This window comes from Pradoshia sp., assembly GCF_051873915.1.
Taxonomy (GTDB): Bacteria; Bacillota; Bacilli; order Bacillales; family Pradoshiaceae; genus Pradoshia.
In genome coordinates, this window is the sequence record NZ_JBJEFJ010000026.1 from 1 (window position 1) to 19,679 (window position 19,679).

Annotated in this window: 16 protein-coding genes; 5 read left to right on the plus strand and 11 right to left on the minus strand. The window is 44.1% G+C overall.

Features of this window, described 5'->3' with window-relative positions:
• Window positions 1-29 precede the first annotated feature (29 nt).
• On the minus strand, window positions 30-1,238 hold the full coding sequence (locus ACI35L_RS02690; RefSeq protein WP_439802177.1) for an MFS transporter: 1,209 nt from the start codon (window positions 1,236-1,238) through the stop codon (window positions 30-32).
• Window positions 1,231-1,671 carry a MarR family winged helix-turn-helix transcriptional regulator gene (locus ACI35L_RS02695; RefSeq protein ID WP_049670253.1) on the minus strand — a complete coding sequence of 147 codons (441 nt, stop codon included), beginning with the start codon at window positions 1,669-1,671 and terminating at the stop codon, window positions 1,231-1,233. Before ACI35L_RS02695 ends, ACI35L_RS02690 begins: the two co-directional genes overlap by 8 nt.
• Window positions 1,672-1,881: 210 nt before the next feature.
• On the opposite strand from ACI35L_RS02695, the gene ACI35L_RS02700 reads away from it, so the two are divergent.
• Window positions 1,882-2,868, plus strand: a complete 987-nt coding sequence (locus ACI35L_RS02700) for a cation diffusion facilitator family transporter (protein ID WP_049670254.1) — start codon at window positions 1,882-1,884, stop codon at window positions 2,866-2,868.
• 79 nt (window positions 2,869-2,947) lie between these two features.
• Window positions 2,948-3,622 (plus strand): oxidoreductase, encoded by a 675-nt coding sequence (locus ACI35L_RS02705; RefSeq protein ID WP_231589486.1) that lies wholly within the window; start codon window positions 2,948-2,950, stop codon window positions 3,620-3,622.
• Window positions 3,623-3,665: 43 nt separating this feature from the next.
• On the opposite strand, the gene cydC is transcribed toward ACI35L_RS02705, so the two are convergent.
• The 5 genes from cydC to ACI35L_RS02730 form a co-directional block, all read right to left on the minus strand.
• The gene (gene cydC, locus ACI35L_RS02710; RefSeq protein WP_439802178.1) at window positions 3,666-5,426 is read right to left on the minus strand and encodes a thiol reductant ABC exporter subunit CydC; all 1,761 of its coding nucleotides are present in this window, start codon (window positions 5,424-5,426) and stop codon (window positions 3,666-3,668) included.
• The gene (cydD, locus tag ACI35L_RS02715; RefSeq protein ID WP_439802184.1) at window positions 5,423-7,159 is read right to left on the minus strand and encodes a thiol reductant ABC exporter subunit CydD; all 1,737 of its coding nucleotides are present in this window, start codon (window positions 7,157-7,159) and stop codon (window positions 5,423-5,425) included. The genes cydC and cydD overlap by 4 nt, the downstream gene beginning before the upstream one ends.
• On the minus strand, window positions 7,159-8,172 hold the full coding sequence (cydB, locus tag ACI35L_RS02720) for a cytochrome d ubiquinol oxidase subunit II (protein WP_049670257.1): 1,014 nt from the start codon (window positions 8,170-8,172) through the stop codon (window positions 7,159-7,161). The genes cydD and cydB overlap by 1 nt, the downstream gene beginning before the upstream one ends.
• A complete protein-coding gene (locus ACI35L_RS02725) occupies window positions 8,169-9,560 on the minus strand; it encodes a cytochrome ubiquinol oxidase subunit I (RefSeq protein WP_049670258.1) in 1,392 nt (463 codons plus the stop codon). The genes cydB and ACI35L_RS02725 overlap by 4 nt, the downstream gene beginning before the upstream one ends.
• A 519-nt stretch (window positions 9,561-10,079) precedes the next feature.
• Window positions 10,080-10,856, minus strand: a complete 777-nt coding sequence (locus ACI35L_RS02730; protein ID WP_439802179.1) for a hypothetical protein — start codon at window positions 10,854-10,856, stop codon at window positions 10,080-10,082.
• Between the two features lie 276 nt (window positions 10,857-11,132).
• Here ACI35L_RS02730 and ACI35L_RS02735 point away from each other — a divergent pair, with 276 nt between their 5' ends.
• Together ACI35L_RS02735 and ACI35L_RS02740 are read left to right on the plus strand one after the other, a co-directional pair.
• On the plus strand, window positions 11,133-12,926 hold the full coding sequence (locus tag ACI35L_RS02735; protein ID WP_439802180.1) for a M3 family oligoendopeptidase: 1,794 nt from the start codon (window positions 11,133-11,135) through the stop codon (window positions 12,924-12,926).
• 92 nt (window positions 12,927-13,018) lie between these two features.
• A complete protein-coding gene (locus ACI35L_RS02740) occupies window positions 13,019-13,495 on the plus strand; it encodes a GNAT family N-acetyltransferase (RefSeq protein WP_049670261.1) in 477 nt (158 codons plus the stop codon).
• 43 nt (window positions 13,496-13,538) lie between these two features.
• Here the strand turns inward: ACI35L_RS02740 and ACI35L_RS02745 are convergent, their stop codons facing one another.
• The 4 genes from ACI35L_RS02745 to ACI35L_RS02760 form a co-directional block, all read right to left on the minus strand.
• Window positions 13,539-14,801 carry a LysM peptidoglycan-binding domain-containing protein gene (locus ACI35L_RS02745; RefSeq protein WP_439802181.1) on the minus strand — a complete coding sequence of 421 codons (1,263 nt, stop codon included), beginning with the start codon at window positions 14,799-14,801 and terminating at the stop codon, window positions 13,539-13,541.
• Between the two features lie 163 nt (window positions 14,802-14,964).
• The gene (locus ACI35L_RS02750) at window positions 14,965-16,881 is read right to left on the minus strand and encodes a PTS fructose transporter subunit IIABC (protein ID WP_439802182.1); all 1,917 of its coding nucleotides are present in this window, start codon (window positions 16,879-16,881) and stop codon (window positions 14,965-14,967) included.
• Between the two features lie 12 nt (window positions 16,882-16,893).
• Window positions 16,894-17,805: a 1-phosphofructokinase gene (gene pfkB / locus ACI35L_RS02755; RefSeq protein WP_049670264.1), complete on the minus strand. Its 912-nt coding sequence runs from the start codon at window positions 17,803-17,805 to the stop codon at window positions 16,894-16,896.
• Complete coding sequence (locus ACI35L_RS02760; RefSeq protein ID WP_049670265.1) at window positions 17,802-18,554, minus strand: DeoR/GlpR family DNA-binding transcription regulator; 753 nt, start codon at window positions 18,552-18,554, stop codon at window positions 17,802-17,804. Before ACI35L_RS02760 ends, pfkB begins: the two co-directional genes overlap by 4 nt.
• Before the next feature lie 202 nt (window positions 18,555-18,756).
• Here ACI35L_RS02760 and ACI35L_RS02765 point away from each other — a divergent pair, with 202 nt between their 5' ends.
• Complete coding sequence (locus ACI35L_RS02765) at window positions 18,757-19,146, plus strand: thiol-disulfide oxidoreductase DCC family protein (protein ID WP_439802183.1); 390 nt, start codon at window positions 18,757-18,759, stop codon at window positions 19,144-19,146.
• Window positions 19,147-19,679 lie beyond the last annotated feature (533 nt).

Consider the following 19,679-nt stretch of genomic DNA (forward strand, 5'->3'; position numbering starts at 1 on the left):
CATCGCCCAAATTTCGGGCAATGCTTTTTTCATTGAACCTGGTCCTTCCAGACTGGCTTGGTTGTTTTTATCTCGGTTGTTCGCCCGTGTGCGAAGTAGTACATTACAATTCCGACAATGGCGATTGCCCCCATTGTGAAGTATAACCCGCGGTAGCCGAAGTGCGGGATGTAGAGTCCTTGCAGGAATGGTCCGGTGCCGATGCCGATGTCATACATGACGAAAAAGGTTGATGTAGCAAGGCCGATTCGGTGTGGCGGTGCTTCTTTAATGGCAATTGTCTGGGCGCTTGATTGAAAGGTGCCCAGGCCGATGCCCATGATGGCTCCTGCAAAGAGCAGCATGGCGCTGTTCATTGTACCGCCGAGTAATAATAGGCTGGCGGCATATAATAATAGCGAAGGGTAGATGACGAAGTTCTCCCCGCGTATGTCAAACCAGCGGCCGGTGAATGGTCTTGTGATCAGCAGGCAAGCTGCATAGATGACAAAGAAAAAGCTTGCGGCGCCTGCTAAGTTGATTTCCGCCGAAAATGATGTCATGTGAGACAGGACACTTGAATACGTAAAGCCGATGACTCCTGCTGTGATGGAGATCGGGATAGCGGAGAATTCAAAGTAGTCGCGAAGCTTATTGCTTTTCAGGCTTTCCATCTGTTCCTCGGTGAGAGCGGGCTGCTTGTACGTCAAAAGGATAGAGGCCAGCAGGCTGAAGAAGGCAAATACTACACTCACGGTGAAGACCATAGTGTATTCATAGGCATTGCTGATATAGAGCCCGATAAAGGGGCCAATAGCCATGGCGATATTTGTGCTGATAGCAAAATAGCCCATCCCTTCCCCTCTTCTGGATGGGGGAATAATCTCAGCGACAATGGTGCCGGTTGCGGTGGAAGAGACGCCAAATGCCGCGCCGTGAATCAGTCTTAAGCCTAACAGGAGGATCAAGTTATCAGCGGCAAAATATAAAAGGGTTGACGCAAAGAATACGCAAAGGCTTGCGACAAGCATTTTCTTCGGACCAATAAGGGCAAGTTTTTTTCCGGCCAGCGGACGTACTAAGACGGCTCCGATGACAAATATACTTGAAGCGAGCCCGGCGATGCTGGCACTTGTATGGAACTTGTCCATTGTATAGACCGTAAGTGTGACCATCAGGCTGTAAAAGCATAGGAAGATAAATAAGTTTGTTGAGGCGACGAGCAGGAAGTCCTTCGTCCAAAGTTTGGGTCTAGTCATGCGGGTTCACATCCTCTTGTTGTAGCTGTTTTTGCATTTTTTTAAGTACATTCATGGCGATGTCCAATTCTTCCTCCGTTACATCGGCAATGACGGTTTTCTCGTAATCCATGGTCGTTTTCTTGCAGAGCTCGTACATTTCTTGACCGGCCTTTGTCAGGTCAATCCTCTTCAGCCGTTTATCCGTCGATTCAAGCTGCTCAATCAGCTTCCGTTCTTCAAGTCGGCTAACGGTGCGGGTGACGGTCGGTTTCTCAACGTTCAAGTATTGGACGATTTCACTCAAGGATGCCGGGCCATTCTTCTTTAAGAAATGAATAATAGCCCATTGTGAATGAAACATGGCATGGGCTGCAAGATGTTCATTTAAGTTTTTCGTAAAGGATCGAGATACCTGTAAATATTGATGGAAGAAGTGCTGGGAATCTGTCATAAGTTCACCGCCTTTTAGTTACCTAGGTAACTATACTCCTCTATCGAATAAAAATCCAGTCTATTGTTTAAAAAAGGATAAATAGGAGCGAAAGGTACCCCTCGACAGTGTAAAAAGTTAAGGGATAGGATGTTATTTTTCCTGCATTTGGGTATAGAGTGATATATTTGTTTCTGTGAAAACATTATAAATAGGATAAGGGGCAGTAATATGAGAGAATTATTCACCATGTTAAAAAAAGGAAATGTAAGTGCGTTTATGGCGGCAATTGTTAACTTCATCATCTCCGTTATTAAAGGAACGGCCTACATTTTTACCGGAAATGTGGCATTGTTTGCAGAGACGCTTCACAGCTTAGGAGATGCCGCTAATCAATTTTTCGTATTCATCGGTTCTGCCCTTTCGAAAAAGGCACCGACAGGGAGATTTCCCAATGGATTTGGGCGTCTGGTCAATTTAGTGCTTCTTGGTGCCGTTCTAATTGTAGGGATCATGTCTTATGAAACGATTAAAGAAGGATACCTTCATATTATCGATCCGACAGAATCTAGTTATTTTCTTGTCAGTTTAGGGGTCTTGTTCATCAGCGTCGTTCTTGAGTCTTTCGTTCTGTTGAAGGCGATGCGCGAGATTATGCATGAGACCGGTGAAGAGGTACAGGGGATTTCGTATATTTACAAGAGCTTTAGCAGGTTCAAGGATGCTAAACCAGCTACAAGGCTTGTTTTTCTAGAGGATTTGGTCGCAACAAGCGGCGGTCTTTTGGCCATTATTGCTATCATCATTTCACACTATACTCCGTTTCATGCAGCAGAGGGTCTGGCCTCCATCATGATTGGGCTTCTTATGCTGATTGTTGTCGGGAAGGTTTTCCTTGATAATGCTGCGGGTGCGCTCGGTGAGGCAGATGAGGTGATGGAGCAATATATAGGGGATAAGGTAATCAATGAACAGGGTATCAGAGATGTACAGGATGTTGTGGTCATCAAAGAGGGCGAGGATTTCCATGTGGAAGTCAGCGTAGAGATTGATCCTAGTATGACCGTGGCAGAAATGGATGATATTAAAGATCGTTTGAAGGAAAAGCTTCTTCAGGAAAAAGGCGTTGTAGATGTATTGGTTGATTTTGATGAGGATGATGGAGTCCGTACATGGAAGAAATCGAGTAAACCGCTTGAAGAAATCTATGAGAAATAACGATAAATCATTTTTGGCAGATATATGAGGGCTTCCTATTTCATATGTCTGCCGTATGTATGACAGGAGGTTAGAGCTTTTGGGGAAGAAGAAAAAGGCGTTGATTATTGGGGCCACAGGTTTGGTGGGGAATGAACTTTTACATAGATTGCTTGATTCAGATTTGTATGGCCACGTAACCGCACTCGTCCGTCGTCCGATGGGTCTTGCGAATCCAAAGCTCCATGAGCGAATCATTGATTTTGACAATATGGAGTCAATGGCGAGTGAATTTGCAGTAGATGAGGTGTTTTGCTGCCTCGGCACTACCATCAAGAAGGCCGGATCAAAGGAGGCTTTTCGGAAGGTCGATTATGAGTATCCATTAAAGGCAGCTGAGTTAGCGAAGGCACAAGGAGTGAGTCAATACTTGGTCATTTCAGCCATTGGGGCAAATCCTGAGACAAAGGTTTTCTACTCAAGGGTGAAGGGGGAGCTTGAGAGTGCTTTAATTACTCTGCAATTTGATTCCTTGCAGCTCATACATCCTTCCTTGCTTCTTGGAAAAAGAGATGAATTCCGTACAGCAGAAGCATTGAGCGGATGGTTAAGCCCTGTGTTTTCCCCTCTTCTACGAGGAAGGCTTGCTAGATTTAAGCCGATTAAGGCAGAGGAAGTTGCAGCAGCTATGGTTCAAATCGCTGCTGATAGTGAAAAAGGAACTAATATATATGAATGGCCGGAGCTTCATGAAGCGGCAAAGAGAAACCCATAAGAAAGGCACGAATGCAGATGGAGCATTCGTGCCTTTTTAAAGGCTATAATTCCGGCATATCCAATCGATACAGGCTCTGATAGGTCTCATTTGTTTGCATGAGCTCTGTATGTGAGCCATCCATGCTGATTGTGCCATCTTCAAGGAAAAGGATACGATCCATGCTCTCAGCCCCTGCCAGATGGTGGGTAATCCAAATGATGGTTTTCGCTCGAAGGGTATCAAAGATCGTCTTCAATAGCTGCCTTTCTGTTAGGGCATCGAGTCCAACTGTCGGTTCATCCAGGATAACGATTGGTGTATTCTGAAGAAGAATGCGGGCAAGCGCAATTCGCTGTCTTTCTCCCCCGGAAAACCGGCTGCCAAGCTCATGCATTCTTGTCTCATATCCTTTAGGCAGGGAAGAGATATAGTCATGCATATGAACTTGTTTAGCTGCCTCAATGACTTCCTCATCCGTAGCACCGGGATTGCCAAGGCGGATGTTATTCATGACGGTTGTATCGAATAAATGCGGTTTTTGCTGTAAGACTGACACAACACTTGAGAGATCTCCAAGCTCGTTGACTGGCTGACCACCAAGTGTGATGATCCCTTTTTGCGGTGCATAGGCCGCTAAAATTAATTTGGCTAATGTACTTTTGCCTGTTCCGCTCTTCCCAAGCAAAGCGACTTTTTCTCCTGCTTGAATAGAAAGGGATAAATTCCTTAAGACAGGTAAAGCACCATTGTCATAGGAGAAGGTGACATCATGAAACTGAATAGGTAAAGAATTTGCCTCTTTCAGTGTACTGCTCTTCACTTGATCATGAGTTTCTGCCGGCTTCTGCTCCTGCAGGGCATTCATCCTGTCTAAAGAGCTTTGATAGCTCGGAATTTGACTGACCGCATCAGAAAGCGGAGCGAATGCATCAATGAGCGGGAAGACGACCAGGACAAAGGCGGCAATCCAGCTTGGCTCAAATCGGCCAGCTTCAACGCTCAAGGAAATCCAGCAGGCCATCCCAATAATAATGATGAGGATGACAAGGTGAAAAAGGAGGTTGCGGCTGCGCTGAAATTTCGTAAGCTGGGCTTCAATCTCATCCATTTTTCTTTCATCCTGTTCATACCGTTGAATGAAATCAGCCTGTCTGCCGCTGATCATCCAGTCTCCTGCACCCATGACAGCATCGGTCAATGATTGATAGAGACCATTTCTGGCGTCCTTCATTTTCGCATGACGGGCATGTGTGGCCAGAAGGGAGACAAGCGGGAATAGGATGACTAGGACAAATAGCAACAGCAGCATAAATAAAGCGAATGGGATGGAGAAATAGCCAAGCCCTAATACAATCATGACATACAACAACACACTGATAACGGCTGGGAAAATCGTTTTGATATAGACATCCTGTAAATGTTCAATATCATCTGCAAGCACGCCCAGCAGGTCGCCAGTCTTGAAGCGGGAACGGAAATCCAGGGCATTTGGTTCCAATGCTTTATAGAGACGGACGCGCATACGGGAGAGTATCTTCAAAACCATACTATGGCCGCTCAATCGCTCTGCATAGCGGAATGCAGGGCGTGATACCCCAAACAGCCTGACAAGCACGATTGGTACATAAACCAAGAGAATATTCTCAGGAAGGGTTGCAGATTCTGAAATTAAATAGCCTGATGTAAACATAAGGGCACCCGCGCTGAAGAATGTTCCTGTTCCAAGAATAAGTACTAGCGCAAGGAGCCCTTTATTCTCGCTCAAATAGGGGCGAATCCATGAATTTTTCATAATCGCTAGCGGGGATAATGTCTTTTTCATTTAATCGCCTCCATCTTGCCGCTTTGTATCTGTACTAATTGATAATAATGTCCACGCTGCGCCATTAAGTCCTCGTGTGTTCCTGTCTCTACAATTTTTCCTTTGTCCAATACGATAATTTGGTCCATATCCTTCATCCAATGAAGTCTGTGAGTAGCAAAGAATACGAGGTGGTCATCAAAGAGTGGCAGCATATTGGCCTTTAATTCATACTCTGTTTCAATGTCTAAGTGAGCCGTTGGTTCATCGAAAAGGAGAATCTTACGGCTTGTGTCAAGGAAAGCGCGGGCTAGGGCAATCCGTTGTTCCTGACCGCCGCTGAGCATGCGTGCTCCTTCGCCGATTTTCTCTTCTAGACCATTTGGCAGGGAATCAATGATTTCCCGAAGTCCTGCCTGATTGATGGCGGACTGTAAAGCTTCCTCGCTTGCTCCCGGCGTATAGAAGAGAATATTATTCCGCACTGTGTCATTGAACAGATAAGGGTGCTGCGGAATATAGAGAATCTGCTCCTGCCAGGAAGAATCATGGAAACCGCCCATAGTCTCTCCATTCCGATTCACTGTACAGCTGCTTGGAGCGAGGAAACCGCCTAGAACATCAATGAAGGTTGACTTGCCGGCACCGCTTGCTCCAATGATGCCAATCTTCCCATAGCCCTTCCAGGAATAGGAGATATTTTGAAGAGATGGGCGGCTTGCTTCTTCATGAACGACCGTCAAATCAGTGAAGGATAGGATATCTGCAGATGACCAGGAAGAAGCACTTTTCGTATCTTGCTCCTTCACCTCGGTCGGAATCGCCAATATATGTCCGATGGCTCCCATGCTGTTTTTGCCGTCTAGGGTGGCATGGTAGTCTGTTCCGAAATCTCGGATAGGCAGGAAATATTCCGGTGCCAAAATCAGGATGGTCAGTGCAGGTCCCAGCAAAATCGCACCTTCCATTAGATTTAAACCAAGGAACAGGGCAACAATCGCAATGGATAGGGAGGTGAAGAAATCAAGGGCAAAGGTAGACAGGAAGGCGACACGTAAAGTACTCATCGTTGCTTTGCGATATCGTTCACTGACTGTTCCGATATTCTTGTCGTAATCCTTGCTCAAGCCGAGAAGCTTCAGCGTTTCAAGCCCTCTTAATGAATCAACGAAGTGATTGGAGAGAACCTGATAGGATTCATACTGTTTATCCGCCTTCCTCTTCGCGGCAATTCCGAGCATGGCCATGAAGAAGAACAGGATTGGAAGTACAAGAATGACAATACCAGCGGAGGAGGGGTTTAATGTGAACATATAGATGACAATCATCGCGGGTATTAACAGCATATTCATCATTTTAGGAAGAAATAGCTTCAGGTATGTCTCCACTTGAGTGACCCCTTCAAGTGCCATTGTCACCAGGTTCCCTGTTCCTTCCTTCTGTGTGAATTTAGGCCCGAGACTGAAAATCTTATCAAGTAATTCCCGGCGAATGGCCGTTCCGGAATCAGATGCGAAGCGTTCCATCCATTGATCGCGGAAAAAGACCATGACCTGTCTTGCTAAATAAGCAGACGCAAATAAAAGGAAGGGAAGGAACTGATCGCTCAGTTTCTCCCCGTTGAAAAGATTCGTGATTGCACGCGAAAGCATAACGGCTTGCATAATGATGGCAGCTCCCTGCAGGAGGGAGAGGGCAAAGAGGAAGACGAATGTCCCTTTAATGCCCTTTAAGTTAAGAATGTCTCTTGTAATCATTCATGACCCACCGGTTCAGAATCAGAAACCCGCTTTCTGAATACATAATAGCTCCAAATTTGATAGCCAAGCACGAATGGCAGCAGCGTAAGGGAAACGATTGTCATGACCTTAAGCGTATAAGGGCTGCTGGATGCATTTATGATGGTCAAGTTGAAGTCAGAACTGATTGAGCTGATCATAACACGCGGGAACAGCCCGACAAACAGCATTGTGACTGTGAATAGAATGGTGCCTGTTGTCATGGTGAAGGCCCAGCCTTCCATTCTTTTGCCTGTGAAGAAGTAGGCAAAAGCCGTTGTAAGAACAGCACCGAATAAAAATAGCGGTGTAGCAACAGGGCGTGCCTCAAATAGGTCTGTGCTGAAATAAGTCAATACCGCAAAGGCAATCAAGCCAACTAACAAAAGAATGTACATCTTTGTGAGCATTTCCTGCGCACGTTTACGGATTGGTCCTTCTGTCCGCAGTCCGATATACGTAAGGCCATGTACGAAGCAGAGAACAACCATAGCAATGCCGCCAACGATGGAGTACAGATTAAAGTAATCGGTGAAACCGGCATACATATTGGCGGAAGCGTCGATTGGCATGCCGCGCACTAAGCTTGTGAATAAGACACCTAGCACAAAGGCAGGGACAATGCTTCCGATGAAAATCATCCAATCCCATAAATTCGTCCATTTTGTATGAACCTTATGGCGGAATTCAAACGCTACTCCCCGGACAATCAAGGCGAGAAGGAATAATACAAATGGCAGGTAATACCCGCTGAACATTGTCGCATACCATTCAGGGAATGCGGCGAAAATGGCACCTCCGGCTGTGATAAGCCATACCTCATTGGCATCCCAGAAAGGACCGATTGTTGTCACAAGCTGGTCACGCTCTCTTTGGTCACGGGCTAGGAAGCGAGTTGACATCCCAACCCCGAAGTCAAATCCTTCGAGAATGAAGAAACCAATAAACAAAACCGCTACAAGTAAGAACCATAACTCATTTAAGCTCATTGTCCAAAGGCCTCCTTATTAAATAAATCTACATCCGGTTTTTCCGGAGCATCCTTCTGAGGTCCTTTTTTGACCTGTTTCACAATCAAGGTAATTAAGACAACCGCAAGAATGGTATAAGCCCCAAGGAAGGCGATGATAGAAATCCATAAATCCGTTGCCGTGACATTCGGTGAAACAGACTGGGCTGTCGTAAATAATCCCATAACTGTCCATGGCTGGCGGCCAATCTCAGTCATGATCCAGCCGGCAGTATTGGCAATGAACGGCAAGCAGATGGCTCCAAGCATGATTTTCAAGTACCAGGCATTCTCCATCAGGGTTTTTCTCTTAATTAAGAACAATCCAATCAAGGATAGAAGAATCATGATTCCCCCGCCAAAGGTCATAATGCGGAAGCTCCAATAGACAGGCTCTACAGGCGGGATATAATCTCCTTCGCCGTATAGTTCCGTATATTGCTCTTGAAGTGTGTTCATTCCTTCAATCGATCCGGAGAAGCTATTATAAGATAGGAGACTTAATAAATAAGGTATTTCAACAGACCAATTATTCGTCTTATTCTCTTCGTCAATATCAGCGATTAAGGACCAGCTGGCCGGGTCACCGCTGTCCTCCCATAATCCTTCACTCGCTGCCATTTTCATAGGCTGAGAGGAAACCAGATGCTGTGCCTGCCAGTGACCAGTAAAGGCAATGCCAAGTCCGGCAACAATGCCAAGAACGGTAGCAATGGTAAAAGAACGTTTGAATAATTCGATATCCTTCTTCTTCATGAGCTTGTAGGCACTGATACCGCCGACCACAAATGCCCCGGTCGCGAAAGCACCGAAAATCGTGTGAGGGAATTCTACGAGCAATTGTGGATTTGTCAAAAAGGCCCAAATATCGACTAATGTTGCTTTGCCTTCAACGACAGCGATTCCAACAGGCTCCTGCATGAAGGAGTTCGCAGCCAGAATCCATAGGGCAGAGAGCATCGTGCCAATGGATACAAGCCAGATGGAGAGAAGATGAACCCATCTTGGCAGACGATTACGTCCGAACATCCAAACTCCAATAAAGGTCGATTCCATGAAGAAGGCTAAGAGTGCTTCAATGGCGAGAGGTACACCAAATACATCACCGACAAATCGAGAATATTCGGACCAGTTCATCCCAAATTGGAATTCCTGGATAATTCCTGTTACAACACCGACCGCAAAGGCGATGAGGAAGATGTTTCCCCAGAATTTCGCCATGTCTAGGTAGATTTCTTTCTTCTTAAAGAAATACATTGTTTCCATAATGGCTACCAAGAAGACGAGCCCGATAGAAAGCGGCACGAAAAGGAAATGATAGATCGTCGTAGCAGCATATTGGAAACGAGCTAAATCAAGAATTTCCATAAAATCATTCACACCTTTCAAAATTAACTATGTAATGTTCATGTGTTCACAATATCTTCAAAAAAAAACCAATGTATACGAAGAGAAGGATGATGAATAAAGAAATAGTTTCTTTTATATATATTGTGGACAATGGAAGATAAGGAATAAGTTATTATATTAAAAAATATAATAACTTGTTATCTATATGTATTTTAGTCGGATGATTAGAAAATTACTAGAGAAGGACATGAATAAATAATGGTAAATTTGTGACAGGATGCAAATTTGTCACAAATCAAAATATTGGTGTTCAGACACCCATAAAGTGAATATTTGTCTAAATTTTGTCCGTCTTTAGTCATGGTCTTTTTTCTGCATGTATGTCTATTCACACAGATATCCTAGAAAGGATATTAGATGGGAAGCTATAAGAGGAAATGAAGTTATCATGCAGCCTTTTATTATGCAAGAATTATATTTAGGTATGAAAAAAGCAAAGACACAGACTCCGTGTTCTTTGCTTTCATCCAGGTTTAGTTATACATGAACTAATTTAAAGCCTTTTTCCTTACAAGCATATCGAATCGCTTGGCGGAAGGTCGCAAATGTTTCTGTTGGAATCGATGTGCCTTGTCCAATAATCTGTTGCACGAACTTAGCTGAAAGTCCAGAATAGATCACTGTTGTTCCAATCAAATTTAAAGAACGGCAAATCGTTTCAAGCTCCATTGTAATGCTGTCATCATCCAAGACAGTCATACCGGTGAAATCAATGATTAGATAGCTTGCTTGTCTATTGGCGCTCTCAAAAAGGGCAATCTCCTTGATTTTGTCTAATCGATTTCTTGTCATCGTTCCGGTAATCGGCATAAGAATCACATCATCTAGGATGGTCTGGATGACAGGTGCGTATAATTCCTCAAGCAGAGCATATCCTTTATGCAGCTCATCCTCGTAATCGGTAACATCCTTCCAGGTGATGATATAGATCGACTGGTTCAGCCCGTTTTTCCATCTGTTGACGGTCATATTAGCCGCCCACTTATGATAGAGGGTGATTTTCGCTTCAACCGGAAAGATACCTGCTTCTATGGCTGCCTTAAGAGCTTGGCCTTCATTAGGGTCTAGATCGCAAATGCTTTTGCCGATATATTCTTCCTTGCTTGAAAGTCCGGTAAAGGGTTCCAGTTTTTTTATGAGATGGTTAGAATAATCATTGAGCAAGATGATTTGATACTGTTCGTCACAAATAAAAAGGTTCTCTCCGATAGCATTTAAGAGAGATATTTGAGCTTGGTCTAATATAGAATCCATTCTATTCTCCTTGGGTTGAGTCTGGCCTTGTAACCTTATTATTATAAAAGATTTGTCAAAAATTTCAAATTAAAGATGCTAAATGGTTCGTAATTTATAGGAACTAACACGCATTCTTTATTAGGAAAGAAGGTAAATGGGATGAAAGAGAGAAATAATAGGAATGACGGACGATAATCTATTTCAGAAGAAGGTCCATTGCCATAATTAAAATGATACTCAACTCAGTAGAAAAGTTGTATACTGAAAATTATGAAAAGATTAGGAGGACATGGCATGAGCTATTCATTAAAATGGGATCTTGAAGGGATTTTCCCAGGAGGTTCCCAATCAGCTGAGCTTGCAGCAAAATTAGAGAGAATGCATGAATCAATAGCGGTATATAAGGACGAGGTGAAGAATTTCAGTCCGATAAAGGAAATGCAGGAGATGGGTCAGCTAGTCCGTATACTTGAGCAGACAGAGGAGATTGAGAAGGCTGTTTCTCAAGTGGTTGCTTTCTTGGAATGTCTTACCGCACAGGATGTTCATGATACGAAAGCCGACCAATTGAACGGGGAAGCCTATTCCTTGATTAGTGAGTTCCAAACGGCTTTTACTGGTTTTACCATTAAATTAGTCGATATTGATGACGCTTTATGGGGAGAGCTTTTGAAAGACCCGTCCCTTTCAGAGATTGCCTTTTACTTGAATGAAAAGCGTGAGCAAGGGAAGGAACGTTTATCCGAAGCAGAAGAAGCGCTGATTAATTCATTGAAAGTGGATGGTTACATAGGATGGAGTACGCATTATGACTCACTCGTTAAAACAATTGAGATACCTTACACAGATAAGGATGGGAGAGAGGTCCTTCTATCTGCTGGTCAGGCATTCAATAAGATGATGGATGACCCAGATCCTGAGGTCCGCAAAGAACTGTTTGTGAAATGGGAAAAGGCGTGGCATGAGAAAGCTCCTTTGTTCGCAGATACATTGAACCATTTGGGCGGCTTTCGTTTGGCGGATTATAAAGCCCATGGCGTTACCGATTTCATGAAGGAGCCGCTCCAGTATAACCGTATGAAAAAAGAAACACTTGATGTGATGTGGGATGTCATTGCTAAGAATAAACAGCCATTTGTTGATTTCCTCAACCGAAAGGCCCAAATCTTCGGCAAAGAGAAGCTTAGTTGGGTTGATGTCGATGCACCGATTGTAACGACTGAGCCAAAGCATTATTCCTACGATGAAGGGGCTAAATTTATCATCGACAATTTCTCCAAGTTTGGTGTTGAGCTTCCAAAATTTGCGGAGCAGGCATTTGAGAACGCTTGGATTGAAGCAGAGGACCGCCCAGGAAAACGTCCAGGAGGCTTTTGTACAAGCTTCCCAGAAACGAATGAATCCCGTATATTCATGACCTATGCTGGTTCTCCGAGTGGTGTCGCAACACTTGCGCATGAGCTTGGCCATGCTTTCCATAGCCATGTACTTAATGAGAAGCCATTCTTTAATACCGAATATGCGATGAATGTTGCTGAGACAGCCTCTACCTTTGCTGAGCAAATCTGCTCTGATGCAAGCGTACGAGCAGCAGAATCAGATGCCGAGAAAATCACGTTGCTTGATACGAAGATTCAAAATGCCATTGCGATGTTCATGAATATTCATGCCCGCTATATTTTTGAAACGAACTTCTATAAAGAACGTCAAAAGGGCCTCGTCTCAGCTGAACGCCTGGATGAACTGATGGAGGCAGCACAGAAGGAATCCTACAAGGATGCCTTGAGTGAATATCACCCAAGCTTCTGGGCAAGTAAATTGCATTTCTATATCGCAGAAGTGCCGTTCTATAATTTCCCGTATACCTTCGGCTATTTATTCAGCCTGGGCATCTACCATCTATCCTTGAAGGAAGGGAAAGCCTTTGAGGAGAAATACATTGCCCTCCTTCAGGATACAGCGGCAATGACCACAGAGGAATTGGCGATGAAACATCTTGGTGTAGACTTGACTAAGCCTGATTTCTGGCAGGCAGGTGTTGACCTCGCTATTGCCGATGTTCAAGAATTCCTTGATTTAACGAAATAATATATATAAACATGGAAGAGGCATGGCTGTTGAGGGCAGTGATGCCTCTTTCTCATACTATAAAGAAGTGAGACAGAAAAGAGGGAAGATAGATGGAAATAAGGCCATCACGGTATGAGGATTATGAACAGTTAGTCGAACTAGAGAATAGCATCTGGAATGATGAGAATACGCCAATGGTCATTGAATGGGAATCACCGGATGAATATGCGGAGCAGGCTCCACCCGGAAGTCTATTTGTCGCTATCGAAAAGGGGAGGGTGGCGGGCTATATTTCCTTGAAGAACCCAACAATGCTTGAGGCAAATCAGCATGTGTGGGAGCTCGCCATTGGGGTTCATCCGGATTTCTGGCGCTCTGGCACTGGCAGCAAGCTCCTGGCTTATGTAGAGGAAAGGGCACTGCTAATGGATATTCATAAAATATGTCTCCGTGTGCTTTCTACGAATAAGCGGGCCATCGCCTTTTATGAGAAAAATGGGTACCTGCATCAAGGCAGGCTGGTGAATGAGTTTTTCATTGGCGGGAAATATGTGGATGATTGTTTAATGTATAAGCTATTGGGATAGAGAAAAGGCTCCCGTTTAAGGGAGTCCTTTTTGTTGCATTCTCTTATTTATCATAGAGTCGTTTGTAGCAATCGAAATATTTCTTATAATAACTGTTTGATGTGCTGGTAATGCGAACGCCTTGATTATCGGCATGGATGAACTCGTTATTGCCAAGATAGATTCCTAAATGGGAAATGCCAGGCTTATAGGTGCCGGAGAAGAAAATGATATCCCCAGGCTTCGGTGTATTAACGTAATATGAGCGGTCATAATAGCCTTGTGCTGAATAGCGGCTTATGCTGTAGCCGGCCTTATTCAGTACATAATAAATGAACCCGCTGCAGTCTACACCGGATGCGGAGGAGCCGCCCCACACATATTTCGTACCAATCATGCTTTTGGCAATCGAGATTAGTGATGACGTAAATGCTGAATTGCCAATCGTTTGCTGAGCCGTTGTTGAGCCGCTTGAAGGCTTTGAAACGGATGACATGGAATCGGTTGATGTTGAAAGCTTTAATTTCTGGCCTATATAGATGATATCAGAGCTAAGACCATTTTGTGACTTGATTTGTGAAACAGTCAATTTGTACTTTTTGGCGATGGCAGACAATGTGTCACCGCTCTTGACTGTATAAGTAGCCGGTGTCGCAGCTGAACTCGAAGAAGTGCTCGATGAGCTGCCTGATGAACCGCCTGAAGTGGTCGTTGAAGCGCTCTTTTTTACCTTTAGCACCTCATTCGGATAAATCAGCGTTTTGGTCTTGTTGTTCCATGACATCAATTGCGATACAGATACGTTATACTTCTTGGCAATTGCGGACAGAGTATCACCTGACTTAACCGTATAGGTGCCAGTAGATGATGTACTGCTGTTTGTACCAGAAGAGCTGTTTGTATTGGTTGCTGACGAAGCGCTCTTTGATACGATTAATACTTGCTTTGGATAAATAATAGAGCCAGAAATATCATTCCAGCTTTTTAGATTGCTGACAGTTGTTGAATGTTTCTTGGCAATCTCGTATAGGGTATCCCCGGCTTTTACAGTGTACGTTTTTTTACTGGAACTGCTCGAACTGCTCGATGTGGAAGAGCTAGTTGCAGAGCTTGTCCCGATAGATAGTTTTTGGTTCGGATAGATTACCGTTGATTTGAGATTATTCCACTGCATGATTTTTGACACAGTTGTATTGTATTTGCCGGCAATCGCTGAAAGTGTATCCCCTTTTTTGACCGTGTATGATGTGGAAGCCTGTGCTTCATCTGCAAAGGCTGTCGTCATCAATGCTGCGGCAGCAAAGGTTACAGCTTTCATATACCTCATGTTATCCACTCCTTTCTGATTCCATATAATTATACTAACATATCAAAAAATCTGATTAAAGAAATAATAATCAAGTGTTGCCTAGTTAGAATGGTGATTAAAATTATCTTTACATAACAAAAAGAACGATTCCTTATTGATAAGGAATCGTTCAGGCAAGACATTATGCTACATCTTTGATTTCTGCGTTCTTCTTCCAGAATCCGAGCATGATTGCCGTAATCGCAGAACCGATTAGGATGGCAAGTAAATACATGAATGGATGGTCGATTAACGCGATAACGAATAATCCGCCGTGCGGAGCAGGTGTTGAGCATCCGAATGCTGCAGATAGGGCACCAGCCGTTGCTGCACCGACTACAGAGCTGACGATGACACGAATTGGGTCAGCTGCTGCGAATGGAATGGCACCTTCTGTAATGAAGGAAGCGCCCATAACATAGTTCGTAAGACCAGAATCACGTTCTTGTTTTGTGTATTTATGTTTGAAGAAAGTTGTAGACAAGGCAATGCCAAGTGGTGGAACCATACCGCCAGCCATGATCGCTGCGTGAGGTACACCATTTCCGGCTGCAATTGCTGCGATACCGAATGTGAAGGCCGCTTTGTTGATTGGACCTCCCATATCGACTGCCATCATACCGCCGACAATTAAGCCTAGGAAAATGGCATTTGCACCGCTTAATGTTTCAAGCCAATTGGTTAAAGCATTGTTTAAGAATACAACAGGTTCATTAATAACGAATACCATAATCAAGCCGGTAATTAAAAGGCCGAATAATGGGTAAAGCAAGACAGGCTTAAGTCCTTCTAGTGAAGCTGGGAGCCAGTTAAGGCTTTTCTTAACACCAAGAGTAACATAACCAGCAAGGAAACCGGCAATCAAACCGCCAAGGAAACCAGCGCCGGCTGTTGCAGCCAATAAACCACCGACCATACCAGGCATGAAACCAGGACGGTCTGCAATGGAGCTTGCGATGAAACCAGCAAGCACGGGCACCAATAGGAAGAATGCGCCGTTTGTTCCGCCGCCGATAGAATTCAAGGCAGCTGCGAAGGCATTATAATCAGCAGAAGTTGGGTCAGCTGAGTTAATACCGAATAGGAATGAGATGGCAATTAAGAGACCGCCGCCGACAACGAATGGAAGCATGTTGCTGACACCGCTCATTAAGTGCTTGTAGATTTGTGAGCCGATGCTTGTTTTCTCTTCATTGTTGCTTGTATCTTGTGCAGCGCCGCCCTGTGCTTTATAAACAGGTGCGTCTTGGTTCAGCGCACGGTTGATTAATTCTTCTGGCTTGCGGATACCTTGGGCAACCGGAACTTGGATGACATGCTTGCCGTCAAAGCGGTTCATTTCAACTTGTTTGTCAGCTGCAACGATAATGCCGCTCGCTTTTTGAATGTCTTCATCTGTTAATGGGTTTTTGATACCAGTAGATCCGTTTGTCTCTACTTTAATGTTTACGCCCATTTCTTTTGCTTTCGCTTTAAGAGCGTCTGCAGCCATGTATGTGTGCGCAATCCCTGTCGGACAAGCTGTTACGGCAAGTACATAGCCTTCAGCCTCCGCTTCAGCAGCATCTGGAGCTGGCTGATCTGCAGATTCTTCTCCTTCAAGCTCTGCTTGTTTTTTGTCAATGATAGAGAGGACTTCCTCTTCAGTGCCGGCATTTAAGATCGCTTGGCGGAAATCATCATACATCAACATGGATGACAGCTTGGATAAGGTATCTAAGTGTGTATTGTTAGCGCCAGCAGGAGCAGCAATCATGAAGAATAATTTAGCCGGCTGACCGTCTAAAGATTCATAATCGATACCGTCTTTAGCACGTCCAAAGCAAAGTGCTGCATTTTTAACTGCCTCAGATTTCGCATGAGGAATGGCAATTCCTTCACCGATACCGGTTGTGCTTTGTTCTTCACGTTTAATGATGGCTTGCTTATATCCTTCGCGGTCAGATAATCTGCCAGCCTCGTCAAGCTTGTTTACAAGCTCTTCAATTACTTCTTGTTTATTGGATGAAGAAAGATTGAGAATCATCGTATCTTTCTTTAACAAATCTGTAATTTTCATGTTGTCACTTCCTTATAATTTTGTAATTTGTACTTGCGGCAGCAAGGTGTCGATGTCCTGCTTTTCAGCAAGGTCATAGTTGAAGGCAGTTGCACTGCCAGAAGCCACGCCGTATTGAAATGCTTGCAGCATATCGTGTGTTTGGTCCCATTTCCCGATAAATCCGGCAACAAGGGAATCTCCAGCACCTGTTGAGTTCTTCACAGTACCCTTTGGTATCGTTGCTGTGTATACGCCTTCTTTATTAATGAGAAGAGCTCCCTCACCAGCCATGGAAACAATCACATTCTGTGCACCTTGTTCAACAAGGATTTTGCCGTAATGAATCGCATCTTCCACTGTTTCTGTTTTCGTGTCAAACAGTTCGCCAAGCTCATGGTGATTCGGCTTCACAAGGAATGGGTTCTCTTTAACTACATCCAGAAGTGCCTTTCCACTTGCATCAACAACAACTTGAATGCCTCGAGCAGCGAATTCCTTCGTCAAATCCCGGTATAAATCCTTCGAGAGGGAAGGAGGGATGCTGCCTGAAAGAACAAGAATATCGCCTTCTTTCATCCCTTCAAGCTGTTTAAGCAGTTCATCCATTTTGTCTGCGCTGATGGCTGGTCCAAGACCGTTGATTTCTGTTTCATCACCAGTCTTCAATTTTATATTGATGCGGGAGTCTTCCTCTACTTGGATGAAGTTCTCCTTAATGTCTTCTTTCTTCAAAGCATCAAGAATGAATCCGCCAGGGAAACCGCCGCTAAACCCAAGTGCTGTATTATCTACTCCAATACGCTTTAGGATACGAGAAACGTTAATGCCCTTTCCGCCTGGATATTTCGCTTCCTTGCTCATTCTGTTTAACCCATCAAGTTGAAAGTTTTCCACCTCTACGATGAAATCAACGGACGGATTTAGTGTTACGGTATAGATCATGGTTTCACTACCTTTATAGTCGTTTTCATTTTATATTTTGCTTCTTTGTCAGAATCTATCCCAGCAGTAATAATTGTTGCCTGATAAAGTTCTGCCACTTTTGAAAATGATGTCTCTCCGAATTTGCTGATATCTGCCAGAACATAGCTTTCCTTCCCCAAATCAATGGCCGATCTTTTCAAGATCGCCTCCTCAGGGTCCGGCGTGCTATAGCCCCATTCCGGATGGATGCCATTCATGCCGAGAAAGCATTTGTCGAAACGATAATTAGCTAAGTTTTGGATGGCTTGGCTGCCTATTAAGGCATTGGTGGATTTTTTTATCCGGCCGCCAATTAAGTAAGTGATAATATCACTGTCCTTGAGAGCTTCAGCTTGCTGTATTCCATTTGTAACAACCGTAATGGCTTTTTCTTTAATATAAGAAATCATTTCGAGCGTTGTTGTACCTGCATCAAGATAAATGCAGTCTCCATCTTCAATCAAGCTTGCCGCAAACTTTGCGATGGCTTTCTTTTCAAGTTGATGGCTTGTCGACTTCTCTGAAATCGTCAGCTCTCTCCCACGCTTTCTCACTACCTCAGCGCCTCCGTGAACCCGCTTAAGTAAATGCATGTCCTCAAGCTGGCTTAAATCACGGCGAATGGTTGATTCTGATGTATTCAAGTCCTTGACAAGCTCCTGTATCTTCACAAATCCATCTTGCTTAATCTTTTCGATAATGTATTGTTGCCTTTCAGGTGTCAGCAAGTAACCACCTCCTAGTGTTACTATAAGGATATCGCTTTCAAAAATCAATCATTTTCTTCCTAAAACGGTCAAAAGTTATCAAAAACTATCACCACATCAACCTTAGGTAAATTCTCCCACCAACCAGCAGTGAATATGCAAAACGTATAAAATGGAAAATTATGCTATGATAAATGAAGGAGAAACAAAAAGGGGTGATTATTTGAAAAAGATTATCCTATTCGACGGAGTCTGCCATTTTTGCGACAAAAGCGTCCAATTTATCATAAAACATGATCCAGCAGGCAACTTTTCATTTGCCTCCCTGCAAAGCGAAAAAGGAATCCAATTAAAAAAGGATTATCACATACCAGAGGAACTGGATAGCATCATTCTCATTGAAGGCAATCGATATCATTCAAAATCTGCGGCAGCCCTGAAAATTGCCCGAGAATTGAAAGGTGGATGGAAGCTGTTTTATTCCTTCATTCTCATACCTCGCCCCATAAGAGATACTGTTTATGACCTCATTGCCCGCAACCGAATAAAATGGTTTGGCGAAAAAGCAGACTGCGAGCTGCCACCGCCAGATGTACGAAAACGTTTCTTATGATGAAAGCTTCCTTTGATGAGTGGAAGCTTATTTGTTTTAGATAAAGAAGGAAAGGGATGGGTAAAAGGTGGGAGAAGCCAGGCAATGCCCATGCTAGTCCCATGCTTTATGTAGGTAGAGTGGGCAAAGGGTGGACGAAAGGTGGGAGAAGCCAGGCAATGCCCATGCTAGTCCCATGCTTCATGTAGGTAGAGTGGGAAAAGGATGGACGAAAGGTGGGAGAAGCCAGGCAATGCCCATGCTAGTCCCATGCTTCATGTAGGTAGAGTGGGAAAAGGATGGACGAAAGGTGGGAGAAGCCAGGCAATGCCCATGCTTATCCCATGCTTCATGTAGGTAAGGTGGGAAAAGGGTGGGCGAAAGGTGGGAGAAGCCAGGCAATGCCCATGTTAATCCCATGCTTCATGTAGGTAGAGTGGGGAAAGGGTGGACGAAAGGTGGGAGAAGCCAGGCAATACCCATGCTAGTCCCATGCTTCATGTAGGTAGAGTGGGGAAAGGGTGGACGAAAGGTGGGAAAAGCCAGGCAATGCC